Source organism: Pseudomonas sp. MH9.2, assembly GCF_034353875.1.
Classification (GTDB): domain Bacteria; phylum Pseudomonadota; class Gammaproteobacteria; order Pseudomonadales; family Pseudomonadaceae; genus Aquipseudomonas.
In genome coordinates this window covers 4675792-4692425 of sequence record NZ_CP133784.1, presented here as the reverse complement: position 1 = coordinate 4692425, position 16634 = coordinate 4675792, and the positions used below count along the sequence as shown (strand labels likewise).

The following is a 16634-nucleotide window of genomic DNA, read 5'->3' as shown; positions in this document are numbered from 1 at the left end:
TTGTCTTGCGAAGTTTGAGGATGGGTCCTACGTGCATTGGCGTGAGAGCGTCCAGCCGGCATCAATATCCGTACCTAGGCGGGAATCTCGACAGCGACGGATGGGTTTTCGCCCACTCTTTGGCGTAGGCTTTGCCGGCGTCTATTTGTTCGGGGGTCATTTTGGCGGCGACACTTGGCAGTACTTGCCCTCCGTAGCCGGGCGATGACGGCCTTCTACCGGGGTCCGCTTCTGCCATGAGCAGTGTCAGACCATAGGCTTTTACCATATCAAGCGGGTAGCCGACTTCGTCGGGCATATGAGCAGTCCACGCGGCGTAACTAGACATAGAACCAAAGTGACCGGCCTCGGCTGCTTTTTCTGTCCAATAACCAGCACCTTTGAGATCTCCAAATTTTTGCAGTAAATCGGCATAGCTACTCATACCCGGCGCATAGCCACTTTCCGCCGAGGCCCGGTACCATTTCTCGATTTCCTTTTTCCGGTTGCCGGGGATCAGAAAAGTGCCAACACCTTCTTTATATAAAGAGCCGAGCCATTCCTGCGCATCAGGGAAGCCGGACTCCGCTGCTTTGACTAACCAATCAAAATGACCGCTTATCATGAAAAGTTGCTGCATGGCCTCACCATCCCCCTGAGCGGCTCTTTCTTTGGCCAGTGAGCGAGCGCTTTCCAGCCACTTTTGAGGTGTTTTTATATCAGGCGGACAATTCTCCATGATGTGACAAAGGTCATCACCTTTATCGGCCAACCGCATCATGGCGTAAATATCACCTTTTTCGGCGGCGGCTTCGTACAGCTCCTGAGCTCTCGGCGTTATAACTTTTTGGTTCCGCCTAAGAATTTCAGCCAAGTAATACTGTGAATCCGTGTCCCCAGCCTCGGCTGATATTTCAAGGAAGGGGCTTGCCTTTGCACTCTTGATCATATTTAAGAAAAATAGACCTTGGCTGCGTGCCTCTTCTTGCTCTGGTGTCAATTGAGCCCAGGCGCAATGACTGAACAGCAACAGCAGGCCGGTTAGTTTCACTGCAACAATCAATATCTTGGCCATGGTGCCAGCTCCGTCCCTGCATCTGGGTTCCAGAATTTTGTCTGTGATGCAAAATCACAGGCAGTGTCCATCGCCTCGCCCAATCGACGTCTCGCTTTTCTATAACGTTCCTGCATGATTCTATCTTCTATTTTTTCACCAGCATTTGCCGCCATGAAATTACTCATCCGGTATACATTTTCACAATAAATAAACTTGGGATTATCCGGTTTATTAAAGGATGAAAAACGCAGCACTGCTTTGCCAAACCGCTCTTGCGCCGAGGCCAGGCTTTCATAGCCGATCGTGTTATATGCGCTTGCCGTGGCATTCTCATGGATGGAAGTTAAAATGATTTCGATCGCGTGCTGCTGCAATAAATGGCATTGCTGCGCTGTATACCTCACCGTCCTTGTGCCACCCATATCGCCCTGCGCTTCTACTTCAAACGCCCTTGGCCTTTGAAGTAGCGTATCCAGCAGCGACCCCAACCCCTCTGGCGTCAAGGTTGAATACCACCGCCTCAATTCCTGATCGTCTTGTTTATCAAAAATCTCGTGAGCCATCGGCCCCGCCCGCCCGCCAGCCTTTATCACGTCATACATCCGACTCACAACGTTATACCCCCTCAAAAAAGCCCACTGCATGTCCACGCCGACCGCACTGAGCAGTTGCAGTTTGCTGAGGTACGCGAAGGCCTCCGGTTGTACCCAGACCATTTTCTTATAGTTGTTTTCAACCAGGGCTTTATTGAAGATATCCAGGATCTGAATAATGGCCTTGTAGCCCACGACGAAGTTGAAGGCGCCTTGCACGCCGGGGCCGGCAATGATGGCGGCGTTCATGCGCAGGATCACGTAGCCGTTTTGCAGGGACAGGTTAAGCCCGGCCTTGGTGCCGACACCCAATGCGGCGGAGGCGTCGATGCCCAAGGTGGCGAGTTCCAGCCAACCGTCATTATCGACGTGTTTCTTGAAGATCGGGTGGCGCAGGGTCAGCAGGTCGTCGGGCGGAGTCCAGAGCAGTGAGCCATTGATTTTGACCCCACCTTGTACGCCAGCGAACAGGTTGAACTGTCCGCCGAGGAGGTCGTCGTGGCGGATGTGGGGTCTCAGGCCGGTCTCCGCTCGGCTGAGGCGGCGCTCCGCGTCGCGGCCGGTGTCGAGGCCCAGGTCGTCGTTTTCCTGTTTGTTCGGCCCCACGCGCAGGTTGGCGCTGAGCATCATCGAGGCGCCGGCGAAGCCCCAGGCCTTGATGCTGCCGGTCAGGCAAAACTTTCCGAACGTGACGATACCGTCTGCGACTTTCTGGCCTTGGTCGTCGTTTTCGTTTTTGTAGCTCAGCGTTTTCGGTGTCGCCTCGGCCCTCCCTGGCAGCTCAAACGAGGCCACATCAACTTCGCCCTGCGCCCGATTGACGTCCAGCGTCACGTTGGCCGACGCGCCCAGGCCTTTTTTCAGGCTGACGCTGGGGTCTAGTGTTTGAGTGGCGAGTTGCACGTTGCTCTGGGCCGGGGTCAAGCAGCGGATCAAGCGCGCCTGCGGGCTGTTATCGAATAAGCGCAATGGGCCGAGGATGCTTTTTTTGAACAGGATCTGTTCAAGGTCTTTGCCCCAGGCATCGAAGGTGGCGTCGTCGCGCAGGTTCTCGATGTAGATTTTTTCGGTTTTGATGTAGCGCTTGAACGTTTCGGGCTGGAAGAAGCCGTTGCGGTCGAACCAGCCGGCCTGGATTTCAACGGGCCGAGCGTCGTTCATTCTCAGCCAGGAGGTGAACAGATCCGGGTCGGCACTGGTATTGCCCGCAGTCACTCTGACGGTGGGATCTTTGGCTTGGGCCAGTGCTTTGTTCAGGTCGTCCTTGAGCAGGTCGCGGGTGCTTTGGTTGAGGTGGTTGAGTACGTCGGTGAGGCTCAAGTGACGCAGGCGCGTGCGCTCGGTGGGCACGCTGATTTCTCGCAACGGAAAGTTAGTGCGTACCAGTCGTTGTTGCGGTTTTGGCGCAAAGGTCTCGGGGTTCCAGAGCAGGTGGCGTAGGGGTTTTGAGCGTTTGACGAAATCTTCGGCTTTTTTCTTCAGCGCCTGTTCTTGGGCTTCGAGTGCCTGCCACTGCACGGCTTCCGTGGTGAACAGGCTGCTCGGAGGCTGTTGTTTGGCGACATTGACCCAATTGTCGAATGATTTTTCGACGTGTTGATCCAGGGCTGCTTTTTGCCTGAGCCAGGCGTGGTATTTCTCGTACTCCTCGAACCCGTGCTGAATATCCCCGTTGTCGCCTTGCAGAGCGTATTCGGGCAAGGCCAGGCCGTAGGCGGCGGCTTCGAGAAGGGTTTTTACCAGTTCGGAATAATGAAACTTTCCTGTCGAATTCCGTACCCATTGCGCAATGTCCAGTCGCGGTGAAGTGAGGTCACGAGTCGCACTATCAATCTCTGTGAGCAGTTGGGCCTGCTCTCGGGAGAATTGCTCGATTTCTTGCTGGCTGAAATGAGGTTTGCCGAGGTCCACCAGAATCTGGCGCTGTTTGAGATAACGCTGGATGATCTCGCGAGCTTTCATCGCCTCGGCGCTGTACAGATGACCGTCTTCAAAGCTATAGCCGCGTTCGAGGCCGATTTTATGGCCCTTGGCATCGAGTGCAGCCAGTTCGCGGCGTAACGGCAGGGCGGCCTGTTGCTGTTGGTTGACGTGTCTGAGCTGCTCAACCGTGAGACTCGGTACGTGTTTGACGTCCTGCAAGCCCTCTTCGCGTATCCCCAGACGTCCGAGGTCGCGCCCTGTCTGGCCCAACTCATGCTCGATTTCGAGATACCGCTGGCTGTCTTGGGCATCCAGAAAACTGTTGGTTTTGGGTTCGAGAAAAGGCTCCAGCAGGCCCGCGTCATTCAGGGCGTTGATCCGTGAGTCGGGATTAGTGGTCAGCAGCTTCTTTTGTAGACTATCGGCAGCGGCGACCAGCGTATTCAGGGTGTGTTCGCGCAACAGCCAGAAGCGTTCCTGACCGACTTCATAAATAACGTCGGCGTAATGGGTGTCTCGCGTGCACGGCTGCTCGCCGCAGAAATTGACGGTGCAGTGTTCAGGCGGCGCGGCAACGGGGTCGAGGTGCAACACCTCCAGAGCGCTGGTGTCGGGTGCGAGCGCCGGGTTGTCCGCCACGCGCGCGTTGGTGGTGTCCGGCACATTCAATGTCCACCCCGTGCGGATGTAGTTCGGATTGTTGATAAAGGGATTGAGACGTCGTAATTCGTCAACACCGCTGTTCAATCGCTGCGCGAGACCGCTGAGGGTGTCGCCTTCCTGGACGGTATAAATGTGAGTGGTCATGGCTGTAATCCCTGTAGCAGTTGCTCGACCCGACGCTGTGGCCGTTCGCGCGAGGTGAGGATCGGGAGCAGGTCTTCGCGCTCACGCACGTCGCCGTGGGTGATTAGCGCAGAGAGCTGCAACAGGTCACGGTCGATACCGATGCCGTGCTTCACGAAGAAATTGAGGTTGCTGACTGCGCGAGGCAGTTCATGATCTGGCACCTGGGCAAAGTGCTGTGGGTTCTGCCGTAGCCAGTGCAGCCAGCGGATGTCCTTGTAGGTCGAGTACAGGGTGTCGGAGAAAACGAGGGGGTATTCGCAGGGCCCTGTGGCGGGTGTTTCGGCTTTCCAGACATGCCACTGACGTGATGCGGGATTAACGCCAGGAACCGGGGTGTAAACCTCACTCCACGGCCCGAACAGGCAGGCGTGTTGCCGGGTGTTTTCCATTGCCAGCGCGGCCCAGATAGCGGGGTCGTGAATCGACAATACGTTCGTCGGGATCATGCTCAGCAATGTTCGGGCATGCGCCAGTGCCTGCGCCGGGTCGGTGCAGGTCAAGGCCGTGCCTGCGGGGCGTTGATGACACACCTCCGCCAGCCCGTCGATGCACGCTGTGTTGACCACAAACCAGGAGGGCCCCTGGGCCATGTGCGCCTGAAACGGGGTGCCGAACCACAGCCGGTCAACGTTGAACTGCGCACCTTTTTGCATCAGTACCTTCCATGCGTCAGGCGCGTGGGCGGCTTCGATAAGGAACGCTATCTTCTGCCCCTGTTCCAGTCGAGGGCCGTTCAGGGTGGGACGCTCAAGAAACCGGATGATCGCGTCAGACATAAGCCGTCCTTTGATAGGTCTGCCAGAAAGGGCGAAACATGCAGTGGATGACGAACGGGTTCAATGCGGGGGGATACGAAGGAGACGTTTCCGGTGTGGCTTGAGGACAAGTCCTACATCAACGACGGGGGGGTGGGTAACGCCTGTAGCATTTGCTGCCAGTCTGGACTCTGCCGGGGCCGATTTGAACGGCGAAAGCGCCCGCAGGGGCGCGTCCTCAAGCCAGCCTTAAAAACCGCTTCAACTGGTCACTCTGGGCCAGGGCATCGCGTCGGCCCAGTTCGATCAACTCACTGCAATACCCGGTTTCGAACAACAGGTAACTCAGCACGCCGGCGCCGCTGGTTTTAGTCGCGCCCGGGCCGCGCAGGAACATGCGCAAGGCGGCCGGCAACTCGTGCCGATGACGTGCGGCGATTTCGTCCAGCGGCTGGCTGGGCGCGATCACCAGCACGTCGACCGGTGCCAGACCCAACCTGCGTACTGGCTGTTGCAGAGCCAACAAATGACTCAATTCATTGAGACGTTCCAGCAATTCGATGTCGCTTTCCAGGCTGTCGATAAAGGTGCTGTTTAGCATATGCCCGCCAATCTGAGCCAGACTCGGCTGCGCGCCCCGTGTTGGCCGGTGCAGCGGAGCTTTCGCTTCGACACTGCGCGGGTTGCCGCTGACCCCGACCACCAGCACCCGATTCGCCCCCAAGTGCAACGCCGGGCTGATCGGTGCTGATTGACGTACAGCTCCGTCGCCAAAATACTCCTGCTCGATCTTGATCGGCGCGAACAGCAAGGGGATCGCTGAGCTGGCAAGTAAATGATCGACCGTCAGTTGTGCTGGCAAGCCGATACGCCGATGACGCAGCCAGGAGTCGATGGAGTCCTTACCTTGATAAAAGGTCACGGCTTGTCCCGACTCATAACCAAACGCTGTTACTGCCACGGCACGCAGATGCTGGGCTTCGATGGCATGCTCGATACCGCTCAGGTCCATACGGGCGTTGAGCAGGTCACGCAAGGGCGAGCTGTTGAGCAACGCCACGGGGACTCGCGAGCCAATCCCCATCAGATGGTGGCCGACGAAGCGGCCGGCTTGATGGACCACCCCCGCCCAATCGCTACGCAGCACCTGATGACTGCGAAAGCCCTGCCAGAACTCGGTCAATTGGTGAACGGCGGCGCAGAAGTGCGAAGCACCGCTGGCCAACTTGACGGCATTGATGGCCCCGGCCGAGGTGCCGACGATCACCGGAAAGGGATTTGGAGCACCGGCAGGCAACAAATCAGCTATCCCGGCCAGTACGCCGACCTGATAAGCCGCCCGTGCACCGCCACCGGAAAGAATCAGCCCGGTGATCGGTTCTGCGGAAGAGATTTCAGCGGCACTCATGACCGATTTTCTATGGCACGTGAACGCATTTTTTAATTTTCAGCCTGTTTAGTGTCAGCCACGCGTCTTATACAGCTTTGGCTCGCCCGCTGGTCGGCTTTTAAAGCGTCGATGCGCCCATAAGTACTGGGACGGACACTCGATGATGGCGCGTTCGACCCACTGATTGATCCGCAGACAATCGGCCTCGTCGCTTTCGCCGGGAAAATCGCTCAGCGGTGGATGAATCACCAGTCGATAACCACTGCCATCAGCGAGGCGTTGCTGGGTAAACGGCACCACTTGAGCGCGACCCAGCTTAGCGAACTTGCTGGTGGCGGTCACGGTCGCCGCCTGAATCCCGAACAGTGGCACGAACACGCTCTGCTTGGCGCCGTAATCCTGATCTGGCGCGTACCAGATGGCCCGGCCAGCGCGTAGCAGCTTGAGCATGCCACGCACGTCTTCACGCTCGATAGCGAGGGAGTCCAGATTATGGCGTTCACGGCCGCGACGCTGGATGAAGTCGAACAGCGGGTTTTTGTGCTCGCGGTACATGCCATCAATGGTGTGCTGCTGACCGAGCAAGGCCGCGCCGATTTCCAGCGTGGTGAAGTGCAGTGCCATGAGAATCACGCCCTGCCCCTCCAACTGCGCCTGTTTGAGGTGCTGCAGTCCTTCGATATGGGCCAGTTTGGCCAGCCTCTGGCGCGACCACCACCAGCTCATGGCCATCTCAAAAAACGCGATGCCAGTAGACGCGAAATTTTCCTTGAGCAGCTGTTTACGCTCGGCTTTCGACAGATGGGGGAAGCACAGCTCCAGGTTGCGCGACGCAATACGCCGTCGGTCACCGGCAAAACGATACATCACCGCACCCAGCGCCCGACCAACGGCTATCAGCGTGCGAAACGGCAACTGAACGATCAGCCAGAGCAGCCCCAGCCCCAGCCATAGCGGCCAGAAACGCGGTAGAAGAAAACGAGCTCGAAAACGCGGGCGATCCATTACAGCTTCCGTAAAGATAAGGGCCGCGCATTCTACATCGGTTCGGCAACATCAGTTCGGCTTGGCTTGCGACTCGCGAGCGTTCTCGTTATAAGTCTCGGCACTTTTAGCGACAAGCTGCTTTGTGCCGACCATGAGCCAAATCGAATTGCAAGACCAGGATCCTGTGTTCCAGCTGAAGGGCAGCATGCTTGCCATTACCGTGCTTGAGCTGGCCCGAAACAATCTTGAAAGCCTTGATCGCCAGTTGGCGGCCAAGGTTGCCCTCGCGCCGAACTTCTTCAGCAACACCCCTCTGGTGCTGGCTCTGGACAAACTGCCCGCTGGCGAAGGCGCGGTCGACCTGCCGGCCTTGATGCGTGTGTGCCGGCAACACGGCCTGCGCACGCTGGCGATTCGTGCCAACCGCATCGAAGACATCGCTGCCGCCATTGCTATTGACCTGCCGGTACTGCCCCCTTCGGGTGCCCGGGAGCGTCCGCTGGAACCGGTCGAAGGCGATGCAGCGAAGAAAAAAGCGGAAAAGCCACCTGAGCCAACCCTAAAACCGACCAAAATCATCACCTCTCCCGTGCGTGGCGGTCAGCAGATTTATGCCCAGGGCTGCGACCTTGTGGTCATCGCCCCGGTCAGTCCCGGTGCGGAACTTCTGGCCGATGGCAACATCCATGTATACGGCCCTATGCGCGGAAGAGCATTGGCCGGGATCAAAGGTGATACCAAGGCACGGATTTTTTGCCAACAGTTGGGCGCTGAACTGGTCTCGATCGCCGGGCAATACAAGGTTTCAGAAGACCTGCGCAGAGATCCGCTGTGGGGGGCCGGGGTACAGGTCAGCCTGTCCGGTGAAGTGTTGAACATCACCCGTCTTTAACGGATACTGCCGCCATTTTAAAGCATCCCTGATTCGTCGCGAAAACGTAGCAAAAGAAGTCGGAAGTCGAGAAAGCCAAGGTTTCCCAATGGTTAAACCTCTGATTCAGGGGTTCTCGATTTCCAGCATTGCTCGACTGTTGCCGTTTCAAGGGATGCCCTTCAGGGACTAACTGTCCTTTTCCTCTAGGGGTGAAACACCTTGGCCAAGATTCTCGTGGTTACATCCGGCAAGGGTGGTGTGGGTAAGACCACCACCAGCGCCGCTATCGGTACCGGTCTCGCTTTGCGCGGCCACAGAACAGTGATCGTCGACTTCGACGTCGGCTTGCGTAATCTTGACTTGATCATGGGCTGCGAACGCCGCGTGGTTTACGACTTCGTCAACGTCGTGAACGGTGAAGCAACCCTCACCCAGGCACTGATCAAAGACAAACGACTGGAAAATCTTTACGTGCTGGCCGCAAGCCAGACCCGTGATAAAGACGCCCTGACTCAGGACGGCGTTGAAAAGATTTTGATGGAACTCAAGGAAACCTTCGAATATGTGGTCTGCGATTCCCCTGCGGGCATCGAGAAAGGCGCGCATCTGGCGATGTATTTCGCCGACGAAGCAATCGTTGTGACCAACCCGGAAGTGTCTTCGGTACGTGACTCGGACCGCATGCTCGGCTTGCTGGCGAGCAAGTCCCGTCGCGCAGAAAAAGGCGAAGACCCGATCAAGGAACACCTGTTGCTGACCCGCTACAACCCAGAGCGTGTCACCAAGGGCGAAATGCTTGGCGTCGAAGACGTCGAAGAGATCCTTGCAATCCGCCTGCTGGGCGTGATTCCTGAGTCCCAGGCAGTCTTGAAAGCCTCTAACCAGGGTATCCCGGTCATCCTTGACGACCAGAGCGACGCCGGTCAGGCGTACAGCGATGCCGTGGATCGCTTGCTGGGCAAGGAAGTTGCACACCGGTTCATCGATGTGCAGAAAAAGGGATGGTTTCAGCGAGTCTTTGGAGGCCGTGAATGAATATTTTTGACTTCTTTCGTGACCGTAAGAAGGAAAGTACAGCTTCGGTAGCGAAAGAGCGTCTACAGATCATCGTGGCGCACGAACGAGGCCAACGCAGCACCCCGGATTACCTGCCGGCTTTGCAAAAAGAGCTGGTTGAAGTCATCCGTAAATACGTCAACATCGAGTCTGAACAAGTGCATGTCGCGCTGGAAAACCAGGGCAGCTGCTCGATCCTCGAACTCAATATCACCCTGCCAGATCGTTGATCCGGCGGGTGCCTGCGGCGGTATCTCGGACCCTTTGAAAAAAAGGGTCTGAATACCGCCGTTGGCGTTTCCAGCGTTTCGAGGCCCGTTGCACATGCCGTTGTCGAACATCCGCATCATTCACCAGGACGCTGGCGTTCTGGTGGTCGATAAACCGACCCTGCTGCTTTCCGTTCCCGGCCGTGCCGAGGACAACAAGGATTGCCTGATTACCCGCCTGCAGGAAAACGGTTACCCCGAGGCCCGCATTGTCCATCGCCTGGACTGGGAAACCTCCGGCATCATCCTGCTGGCCCGCGATGCCGATACGCATCGCGAGCTGTCACGGCAGTTTCACGACCGTGAAACCGAAAAAGCCTACACCGCTCTGTGCTGGGGTCAGCCGGAACTGGACAGTGGCAGTATCGATTTGCCGCTGCGCTACGACCCCCCTACCAAACCCCGGCACGTGGTCGATCACGAATTCGGCAAGCACGCACTGACATTCTGGAAAGTGCTGGAACGCTGCGGTGATTACTGCCGTGTCGAGTTGACGCCGATTACCGGTCGCTCACACCAATTGCGCGTGCACATGCTGTCCATCGGCCACCCGTTGTTGGGCGACGGGCTGTACGCACACCCGCAAGCGCTGGCTGCTTACCCACGCCTGTGCCTGCACGCCAGCATGCTCAGCTTCACTCACCCACAATCGGGTGAGCGCATGCGCTTCGAGTGCCCTGCGCCGTTTTGATTGCGTGCAATCCGAACCGGACGCACATGCAAATCCCCACAAGGTCGGCGTCAGTCACAAGATACGGTAAACTCGCGCCACTGCTGTCTGGAGTAACTTATGCGCGAAGAGTTGAACCAAGGCCTGATCGATTTCCTCAAGGCCTCCCCCACCCCCTTTCATGCCACCGCAAGCCTTGTTCAACGCCTGGAAGCGGCCGGTTACCTACGTCTGGATGAACGCGAAACATGGGCCACCGAGGCCGGTGGGCGCTATTACGTCACCCGCAATGATTCGTCGATTGTCGCTTTCAAACTGGGCCGTCTATCGCCCTTGAGCGGCGGCATCCGTCTGGTCGGTGCCCATACCGATAGCCCGTGCCTGCGGGTCAAGCCGCAGCCCGAGATACAGCGCCAGGGTTTCTGGCAGCTGGGTGTCGAAGTCTACGGTGGCGCCCTGCTTGCGCCTTGGTTCGACCGTGATTTGTCGTTGGCCGGGCGTGTCACCTTCCGCCGTGATGGCAAGGTCGAAAGCCAACTGATCGATTTCAAACTGCCCATCGCCGTGATCCCGAATCTGGCGATCCACTTGAACCGCACGGCCAATGAAGGTTGGGCGATCAACGCCCAGAACGAGTTACCGCCCATTCTGGCGCAGGTGGCAGGCGATGAGCGTGTAGATTTCCGTGCACTGCTGACCGATCAATTGGCCCGCGAACACGGTTTGAATGCTGATGTGGTACTCGATTACGAGCTGAGCTTTTACGACACCCAAAGCGCTGCGATCGTCGGCCTGCATGGTGATTTTATCGCCGGCGCACGCCTGGATAACCTGCTGTCGTGCTTCGCCGGTGTAAACGCCTTGCTCACGGCCGAAACCGATGAGACCTGCCTGCTGATCTGCACTGATCACGAAGAAGTTGGCTCCAGCTCCGCCTGCGGTGCAGACGGTCCGATGCTGGAACAAGTGCTTCAACGCCTGCTACCTGAAGGCGAAGATTATGTGCGTACCATTCAAAAGTCGTTGCTGATCTCGGCCGACAACGCCCACGGCGTCCACCCGAACTACGCTGACAAGCACGACGCCAATCACGGCCCGAAACTCAACGCAGGCCCGGTAATCAAGGTCAACAGTAACCAGCGCTACGCAACCAACAGCGAAACCGCCGGTTTCTTCCGCCATTTGTGCATGGCCGAAGAAGTTCCGGTGCAAAGTTTTGTGGTGCGCAGCGACATGGCCTGCGGTTCGACCACCGGCCCGATCACAGCCAGCCACCTGGGGGTGCGCACCGTCGATATCGGCCTGCCTACCTTCGCCATGCACTCGATCCGTGAACTGGCAGGCAGCCAGGATCTGGCGCATTTGGTGAAAGTGCTTACCGCGTTCTACGCCAGCCACGAACTGCCTTGATCCAGTCCATCGTCTTCGCGGACTTGCCTGCGAAGACGATCACTTGGTCCATCTGCAAAAACCCACCTAGACTGACACTACCGAACCAGACAGGTGCAGTGCTCATGGATCCGTTCCACTCCATGCTAATACCGATAGTCGCCGGCATGCTCATGCTGTGTGTGGGTTTCTCTTACCAGGAGCGAGGTGTTGGTGTGTTCTTACTCTGGCTGGGCATGGTCTGCATCCTCGGGACGGTGGTTTACAAACTCCTCGAAAAACTGGTGTAAGCCGCTCGGCGTATGGCGTGCATAACCGCAAGCTGTCTATACAATGGCGCTCGCCAAGCCCACGCGTCACTCGTACACTCGCCAGTCATTGCCTGATGATACCGGGCGTTTTTGTGCTGATTCGAGGTTCACCGCCCAGTGCCTGTTTTTGTCCGCCTGCTCGCTCTCCCGCGCCTTTTTCTGATCTGTCTGTTGGCCCTGATACCCATTAGCGCGGCTCAGGCCCTAAGCCTGCCGGGTTCACTAGGTGGCTCACAGAAAGGCCAACCGCAAGCACAGGAACCTCTTGGGCAATCGCTGGATGAAGTGATCAAGACCCTGGAAAACGATCAACAACGCACCAAACTTCTCGACGACCTGAAAAAACTCCGCGACACCACCAAGAAAGCTCAACCGACCGCCGAAGAAGGCGTGCTTGGATTGATCGGAAGCACCCTGTCCGGTTTCGAGAAGCAATTCAGCGGTGATGACAGTCCGATTCAGCGCTGGTCCGACGAACTGACCCTGGCGCAGGAAGAGCTGTTGGGGCTGATGCTGCCCGCCAATCAATGGTTGCCGGTCATCTTCGGTTTCGCCCTGGTGATGCTGCTCTGGAGCCTGCTGGCTGCCGTGCTGATCTGGCTCAGCCATCGGGTGCGCCTGCGCTTTGGTCTGTCAGAAGAGCTGCCACAACACCCTCGTACCTGGGACATGCTGCGTTTTGCCCTGCGCAAACTGGGGCCGTGGCTGGTGGCCCTGGTTATCACCGTGTACTTGAGCTATTCCCTGCCCTCTTCGCTGGGCAAGGATTTGGCCATGGTGCTGGCGTATGCCTTGGTGGTTGGCACCTTATTCTCGGCCATTTGCGTGATTGCCTTTTCCGTTGTCGACGGCCCCCACCGCCGCCGAGCGCTGTATATCCTGCGTCATCAGGCGTTTCGCCCACTGTGGCTGATTGGGAGTTTTGCCGCCTTCGGCCAGGCCTTGAGCGACCCGCGCCTGATCGCCAGTCTTGGCGAACACCTGGCGCACACCGCCGCAACCCTGGCTAACGTACTGGCCGCGATCTCCACGGGGCTGTTCATCCTGCGATTCCGCCGCCCCATCGGCCACTTGATCCGCAACCAGCCGCTGTCCCGTCGCCTGACCCGGCGCGCCTTGAGCGACAGCCTCTACATCCTGGGCTCGTTCTGGTATGTGCCGGCATTGATGCTGGTGGCGGTGTCATTGTTCGCCACGTTCTTCTCTGCTGGCGATACCAGTACCGCCCTGCGTCAGGCCTTGATCTGCGCGGTATTGCTGGTGCTGTGCATGGTCATCAATGGCCTGGTGCGCCGTCATGCGCAACGGCCGTACCATGGACAAAAACGTCATGCGCTGTATTCGGACAGACTGAGAAACTTCTTCTATACCCTGGCGCATCTGCTGGTCTGGTTGCTGTTCATCGAACTGGGCCTTCGCGTGTGGGGCTTGTCGCTGATTCGTTTCGCCGAAGGTGACGGCCACGAAGTCAGCATCAAGCTGTTCAGCCTGGGCGCAACATTGCTGTTCGCCTGGCTGGTGTGGATCCTCGGTGACACCGCCGTGCATCATGCCTTGACCCGGTCACGCAAAGGCCTGGCCAATGCCAGGGCGCAAACCATGATGCCGCTGATCCGCAATGTGCTGTTCGTGGCGATATTCATCATCGCCCTGATCGTCGCACTGGCGAACATGGGCATGAACGTGACCCCTCTGCTGGCCGGTGCCGGGGTTATCGGCCTGGCCATTGGTTTCGGCGCGCAGTCATTGGTGGCGGATTTGATCACCGGCCTGTTCATCATCATCGAAGACTCGCTGGCCATCGACGACTACGTCGACGTCGGCGGGCATTTGGGCACGGTCGAAGGTTTGACCATCCGCACGGTGCGCTTGAGGGATATCGATGGCATCGTCCACACCATTCCGTTCAGCGAGATCAAAAGCATCCAGAACTACTCGCGGGAGTTCGGCTATGCGATTTTCCGCATTGCGATTCCGTTCAGCATGAACATCGACGACGCGATCAAACTGGTTCGTGAGGTCGGGCATAAAATGCACAGTGACCCGCTGGAGCGACGCAACATTTGGTCGCCGCTGGAGATTCAGGGGGTCGAAAGTTTCGAATCCGGCAGCGCAGTCCTGCGGGCGCGCTTCAAGACTGCTCCGATCAAACAGTGGGAAGTTTCGCGCGCCTTCAACTTGTCGCTTAAACGCCATCTGGATGAAGCCGGACTCGATTTGGCAACCCCACGTTTAAGCGTACAGGTGAGCACCGGCGGCGGTAGCGTGATTGGCGTTGGAGCGGCCAAGGAAAAGCAATGATCGCGACCACACTGGGCGTGACGACATGATCGCGCCCTACCCCGGCACCACCGCACTCACATGAATCGCATCATGGCGCCAATACTCAAGGTCGCAGTCGATCAGACGGCCTTGCTGATCATAGTTGACCCGGGCAATGCGCAGGCCCGGGCTGCCAACGGACACTTTCAATGCCGCTGCCGCCTCGACCTGCAAGGCCGTCGGCACCATCTCGAAACGCACCTGGCCATACCGCAAGCCATAACGGCTGGCGTATAACTCGGTCAGCGACTGACTCAGATCGACATCCAGTATCTGGGGAAAGTATTCCGGATTGAGATAGTGCTCCACGTACAACACCAGTCGCTGATCAATGCGTCGCGCGCGGCAGATCTGGATCACGCTGGACAATGCTGGCAACTGCAACCAGGCACATACCGCCGCCGACGCAGGCTGCAGACGCGCTGAAATCACCTCCGTCGAAGGCACTCGTCCCTGCGCACTGACCATGGCGTGAAAATGGCTGCGGCGCATCAAATCGTAAGCCAGGCGCGGCGGCGAGATAAACCAGCCACGTCGCTCCTCGCGATAAACCAGACCCCGTGCCTCCAACTGCAACAACGCTTCACGCACGGTGATCCGCGTGGTACCGAACAACTCACTGAGTTTGCGCTCGGCGGGCAGCTTACTACTGGCCGGCAACAAGCCGTGCTCGATCTGTTCCTGCAAGGCCAGACCGATGGCTGTCACCGCCTTTGGTGCATCTTCGCGCATCAACGTTACCTATCTGGACTAGTCCAGCGCTGTTTAAGAGCAGGACCGAGCATGAATATCGCTCCTGTGAGTATCGGTCAGCCTAGACAAAGCACATGACTGATCGATGACAAAGCTGCCGAGGGACGGCCTGATACGGTTGTTCCAGATCAACAAAACCGATGAATATCAATATTTTAGCCATGGTCTACGCTTACCTTGGACTGACCTCCCTTAGCTGATGATTACCCTTGCAGGAGTGATGCCGACATCAAAGTGTCATTCAGCAGGCTTAAATTGGCTCAGGTATTGCTGACCTAGACCAACCCAACCGCACTAACGTCGATAAAAACGTAGCGTTGAAAACGCCCAAAGGAGCTTCGGATGAAACATCTTTTCCTGGCATCACTGTTAGGTTCGACCATTGCCCTGTGCACAGCCGCCATGGCTGCTGATACCGACTTGAAAACCCTGGAGGCCGCGGCCAAGACGGAAGGTGCGGTCAACAGCGTCGGCATGCCCGATAACTGGGCCAACTGGAAAGGCACCTGGGACGACCTGCTGAAAAACTACGGCCTCACGCATATCGACACCGACATGAGTTCGGCCCAGGAAGTCGCTAAATTCGCTGCGGAGAAAGACAACGCCAGCGCGGATATCGGCGATGTGGGTGCAGCCTTCGGTCCTATCGCAGTAAAACAGGGCGTGACCCAGCCGTACAAGCCAAGCACCTGGGCTCAAATCCCGGATTGGGCGAAAGACAAAGACGGTAACTGGGCACTGGCCTACACCGGCACCATCGCGTTCATCATCAACAAAAAATTGCTCCATGGCTCCGACGCCCCCAAAACCTGGGCTGACCTGGAGAAAGGCAAATACAAGGTCTCCATCGGTGACGTGAGCACCGCCGCCCAGGCCGCCAACGGCGTGCTGGCTGCTGCCATTTCCAAAGGTGGCGATGAAAAGAATATTGAACCGGCACTGTTGATGTTCGCCGAAATCGCCAAACAGGGGCGTCTGTCGCTGTCCAACCCGACAATCGCCACGATGGAAAAAGGCGAAATCGAAGTGGGCGTGGTCTGGGATTTCAATGGCCTGAGCTACCGCGACAAGATGGTCAATCCTGACGATTATGAAGTGCTGATCCCCTCCGATGGTTCGGTGATTTCCGGCTATACCACCATCATCAACAAATACGCCAAACACCCGAACGCCGCCAAACTGGCTCGCGAATACATCTTCAGCGATGCCGGCCAGACCAACCTGGCGCGGGGCAATGCCCGTCCGATTCGTGCTGAACACATCACCCTGCCGGCTGACGTACAAGCCAAGCTGCTGCCTAACGAGCAGTACAAACACGTGAAGCCGATTGCCGACGCGGATGCCTGGGAAAAAACCTCGAAAAGCCTGCCGAAAAAGTGGAACGAACAAGTCATCATCGAAATGAAATAAGCGTTATTTGAGGGAAAAACGGGTTCGCCCGTTTTTCCCTCTTTGGA

14 protein-coding genes are annotated in these 16634 nt (G+C 57.5%); 8 read left to right on the top strand and 6 right to left on the bottom strand.

The features are described 5' to 3' along the window. Positions 1–61: 61 nt before the first annotated feature. From RHM55_RS21605 to RHM55_RS21585, 5 genes are all read right to left on the bottom strand, one after another. Positions 62–1054: a sel1 repeat family protein gene (locus RHM55_RS21605; RefSeq protein ID WP_322178246.1), complete on the bottom strand. Its 993-nt coding sequence runs from the start codon at positions 1052–1054 to the stop codon at positions 62–64. Beyond that, the gene (locus RHM55_RS21600; protein ID WP_322178245.1) at positions 1039–4359 is read right to left on the bottom strand and encodes a LysM domain-containing protein; all 3321 of its coding nucleotides are present in this window, start codon (positions 4357–4359) and stop codon (positions 1039–1041) included. Before RHM55_RS21600 ends, RHM55_RS21605 begins: the two co-directional genes overlap by 16 nt. After that, a complete protein-coding gene (locus RHM55_RS21595) occupies positions 4356–5177 on the bottom strand; it encodes a hypothetical protein (RefSeq protein ID WP_322178244.1) in 822 nt (273 codons plus the stop codon). Before RHM55_RS21595 ends, RHM55_RS21600 begins: the two co-directional genes overlap by 4 nt. Before the next feature lie 217 nt (positions 5178–5394). Further along, positions 5395–6564, bottom strand: a complete 1170-nt coding sequence (locus RHM55_RS21590; RefSeq protein WP_322178243.1) for a patatin-like phospholipase family protein — start codon at positions 6562–6564, stop codon at positions 5395–5397. 54 nt (positions 6565–6618) lie between these two features. Then, the gene (locus RHM55_RS21585) at positions 6619–7551 is read right to left on the bottom strand and encodes a lipid A biosynthesis lauroyl acyltransferase (protein ID WP_322178242.1); all 933 of its coding nucleotides are present in this window, start codon (positions 7549–7551) and stop codon (positions 6619–6621) included. Between the two features lie 133 nt (positions 7552–7684). Here RHM55_RS21585 and minC point away from each other — a divergent pair, with 133 nt between their 5' ends. The 7 genes from minC (at position 7685) to RHM55_RS21550 (ending at position 14403) form a co-directional block, all read left to right on the top strand. Then, positions 7685–8425: a septum site-determining protein MinC gene (gene minC, locus RHM55_RS21580; RefSeq protein ID WP_322178241.1), complete on the top strand. Its 741-nt coding sequence runs from the start codon at positions 7685–7687 to the stop codon at positions 8423–8425. Between the two features lie 201 nt (positions 8426–8626). Next, positions 8627–9442, top strand: coding sequence for a septum site-determining protein MinD (minD, locus tag RHM55_RS21575; protein ID WP_219061520.1), 816 nt, complete (start codon positions 8627–8629; stop codon positions 9440–9442). Then, the gene (gene minE / locus RHM55_RS21570; protein ID WP_219061521.1) at positions 9439–9693 is read left to right on the top strand and encodes a cell division topological specificity factor MinE; all 255 of its coding nucleotides are present in this window, start codon (positions 9439–9441) and stop codon (positions 9691–9693) included. Before minD ends, minE begins: the two co-directional genes overlap by 4 nt. 94 nt (positions 9694–9787) lie before the next feature. Beyond that, the gene (locus RHM55_RS21565) at positions 9788–10423 is read left to right on the top strand and encodes an RluA family pseudouridine synthase (protein WP_322178240.1); all 636 of its coding nucleotides are present in this window, start codon (positions 9788–9790) and stop codon (positions 10421–10423) included. A 99-nt stretch (positions 10424–10522) separates the two neighbouring features. Then, the gene (locus RHM55_RS21560) at positions 10523–11812 is read left to right on the top strand and encodes a M18 family aminopeptidase (RefSeq protein ID WP_322178239.1); all 1290 of its coding nucleotides are present in this window, start codon (positions 10523–10525) and stop codon (positions 11810–11812) included. A gap of 104 nt (positions 11813–11916) precedes the next feature. Continuing rightward, a complete protein-coding gene (locus RHM55_RS21555) occupies positions 11917–12081 on the top strand; it encodes a hypothetical protein (RefSeq protein WP_322178238.1) in 165 nt (54 codons plus the stop codon). A 138-nt stretch (positions 12082–12219) separates the two neighbouring features. Then, complete coding sequence (locus RHM55_RS21550) at positions 12220–14403, top strand: mechanosensitive ion channel domain-containing protein (protein ID WP_322178237.1); 2184 nt, start codon at positions 12220–12222, stop codon at positions 14401–14403. A 36-nt stretch (positions 14404–14439) separates the two neighbouring features. On the opposite strand, the gene RHM55_RS21545 is transcribed toward RHM55_RS21550, so the two are convergent. After that, the gene (locus tag RHM55_RS21545) at positions 14440–15156 is read right to left on the bottom strand and encodes a UTRA domain-containing protein (protein ID WP_322178236.1); all 717 of its coding nucleotides are present in this window, start codon (positions 15154–15156) and stop codon (positions 14440–14442) included. 363 nt (positions 15157–15519) lie between these two features. On the opposite strand from RHM55_RS21545, the gene RHM55_RS21540 reads away from it, so the two are divergent. Continuing rightward, positions 15520–16587, top strand: a complete 1068-nt coding sequence (locus RHM55_RS21540) for an ABC transporter substrate-binding protein (RefSeq protein WP_322178235.1) — start codon at positions 15520–15522, stop codon at positions 16585–16587. Positions 16588–16634 lie beyond the last annotated feature (47 nt).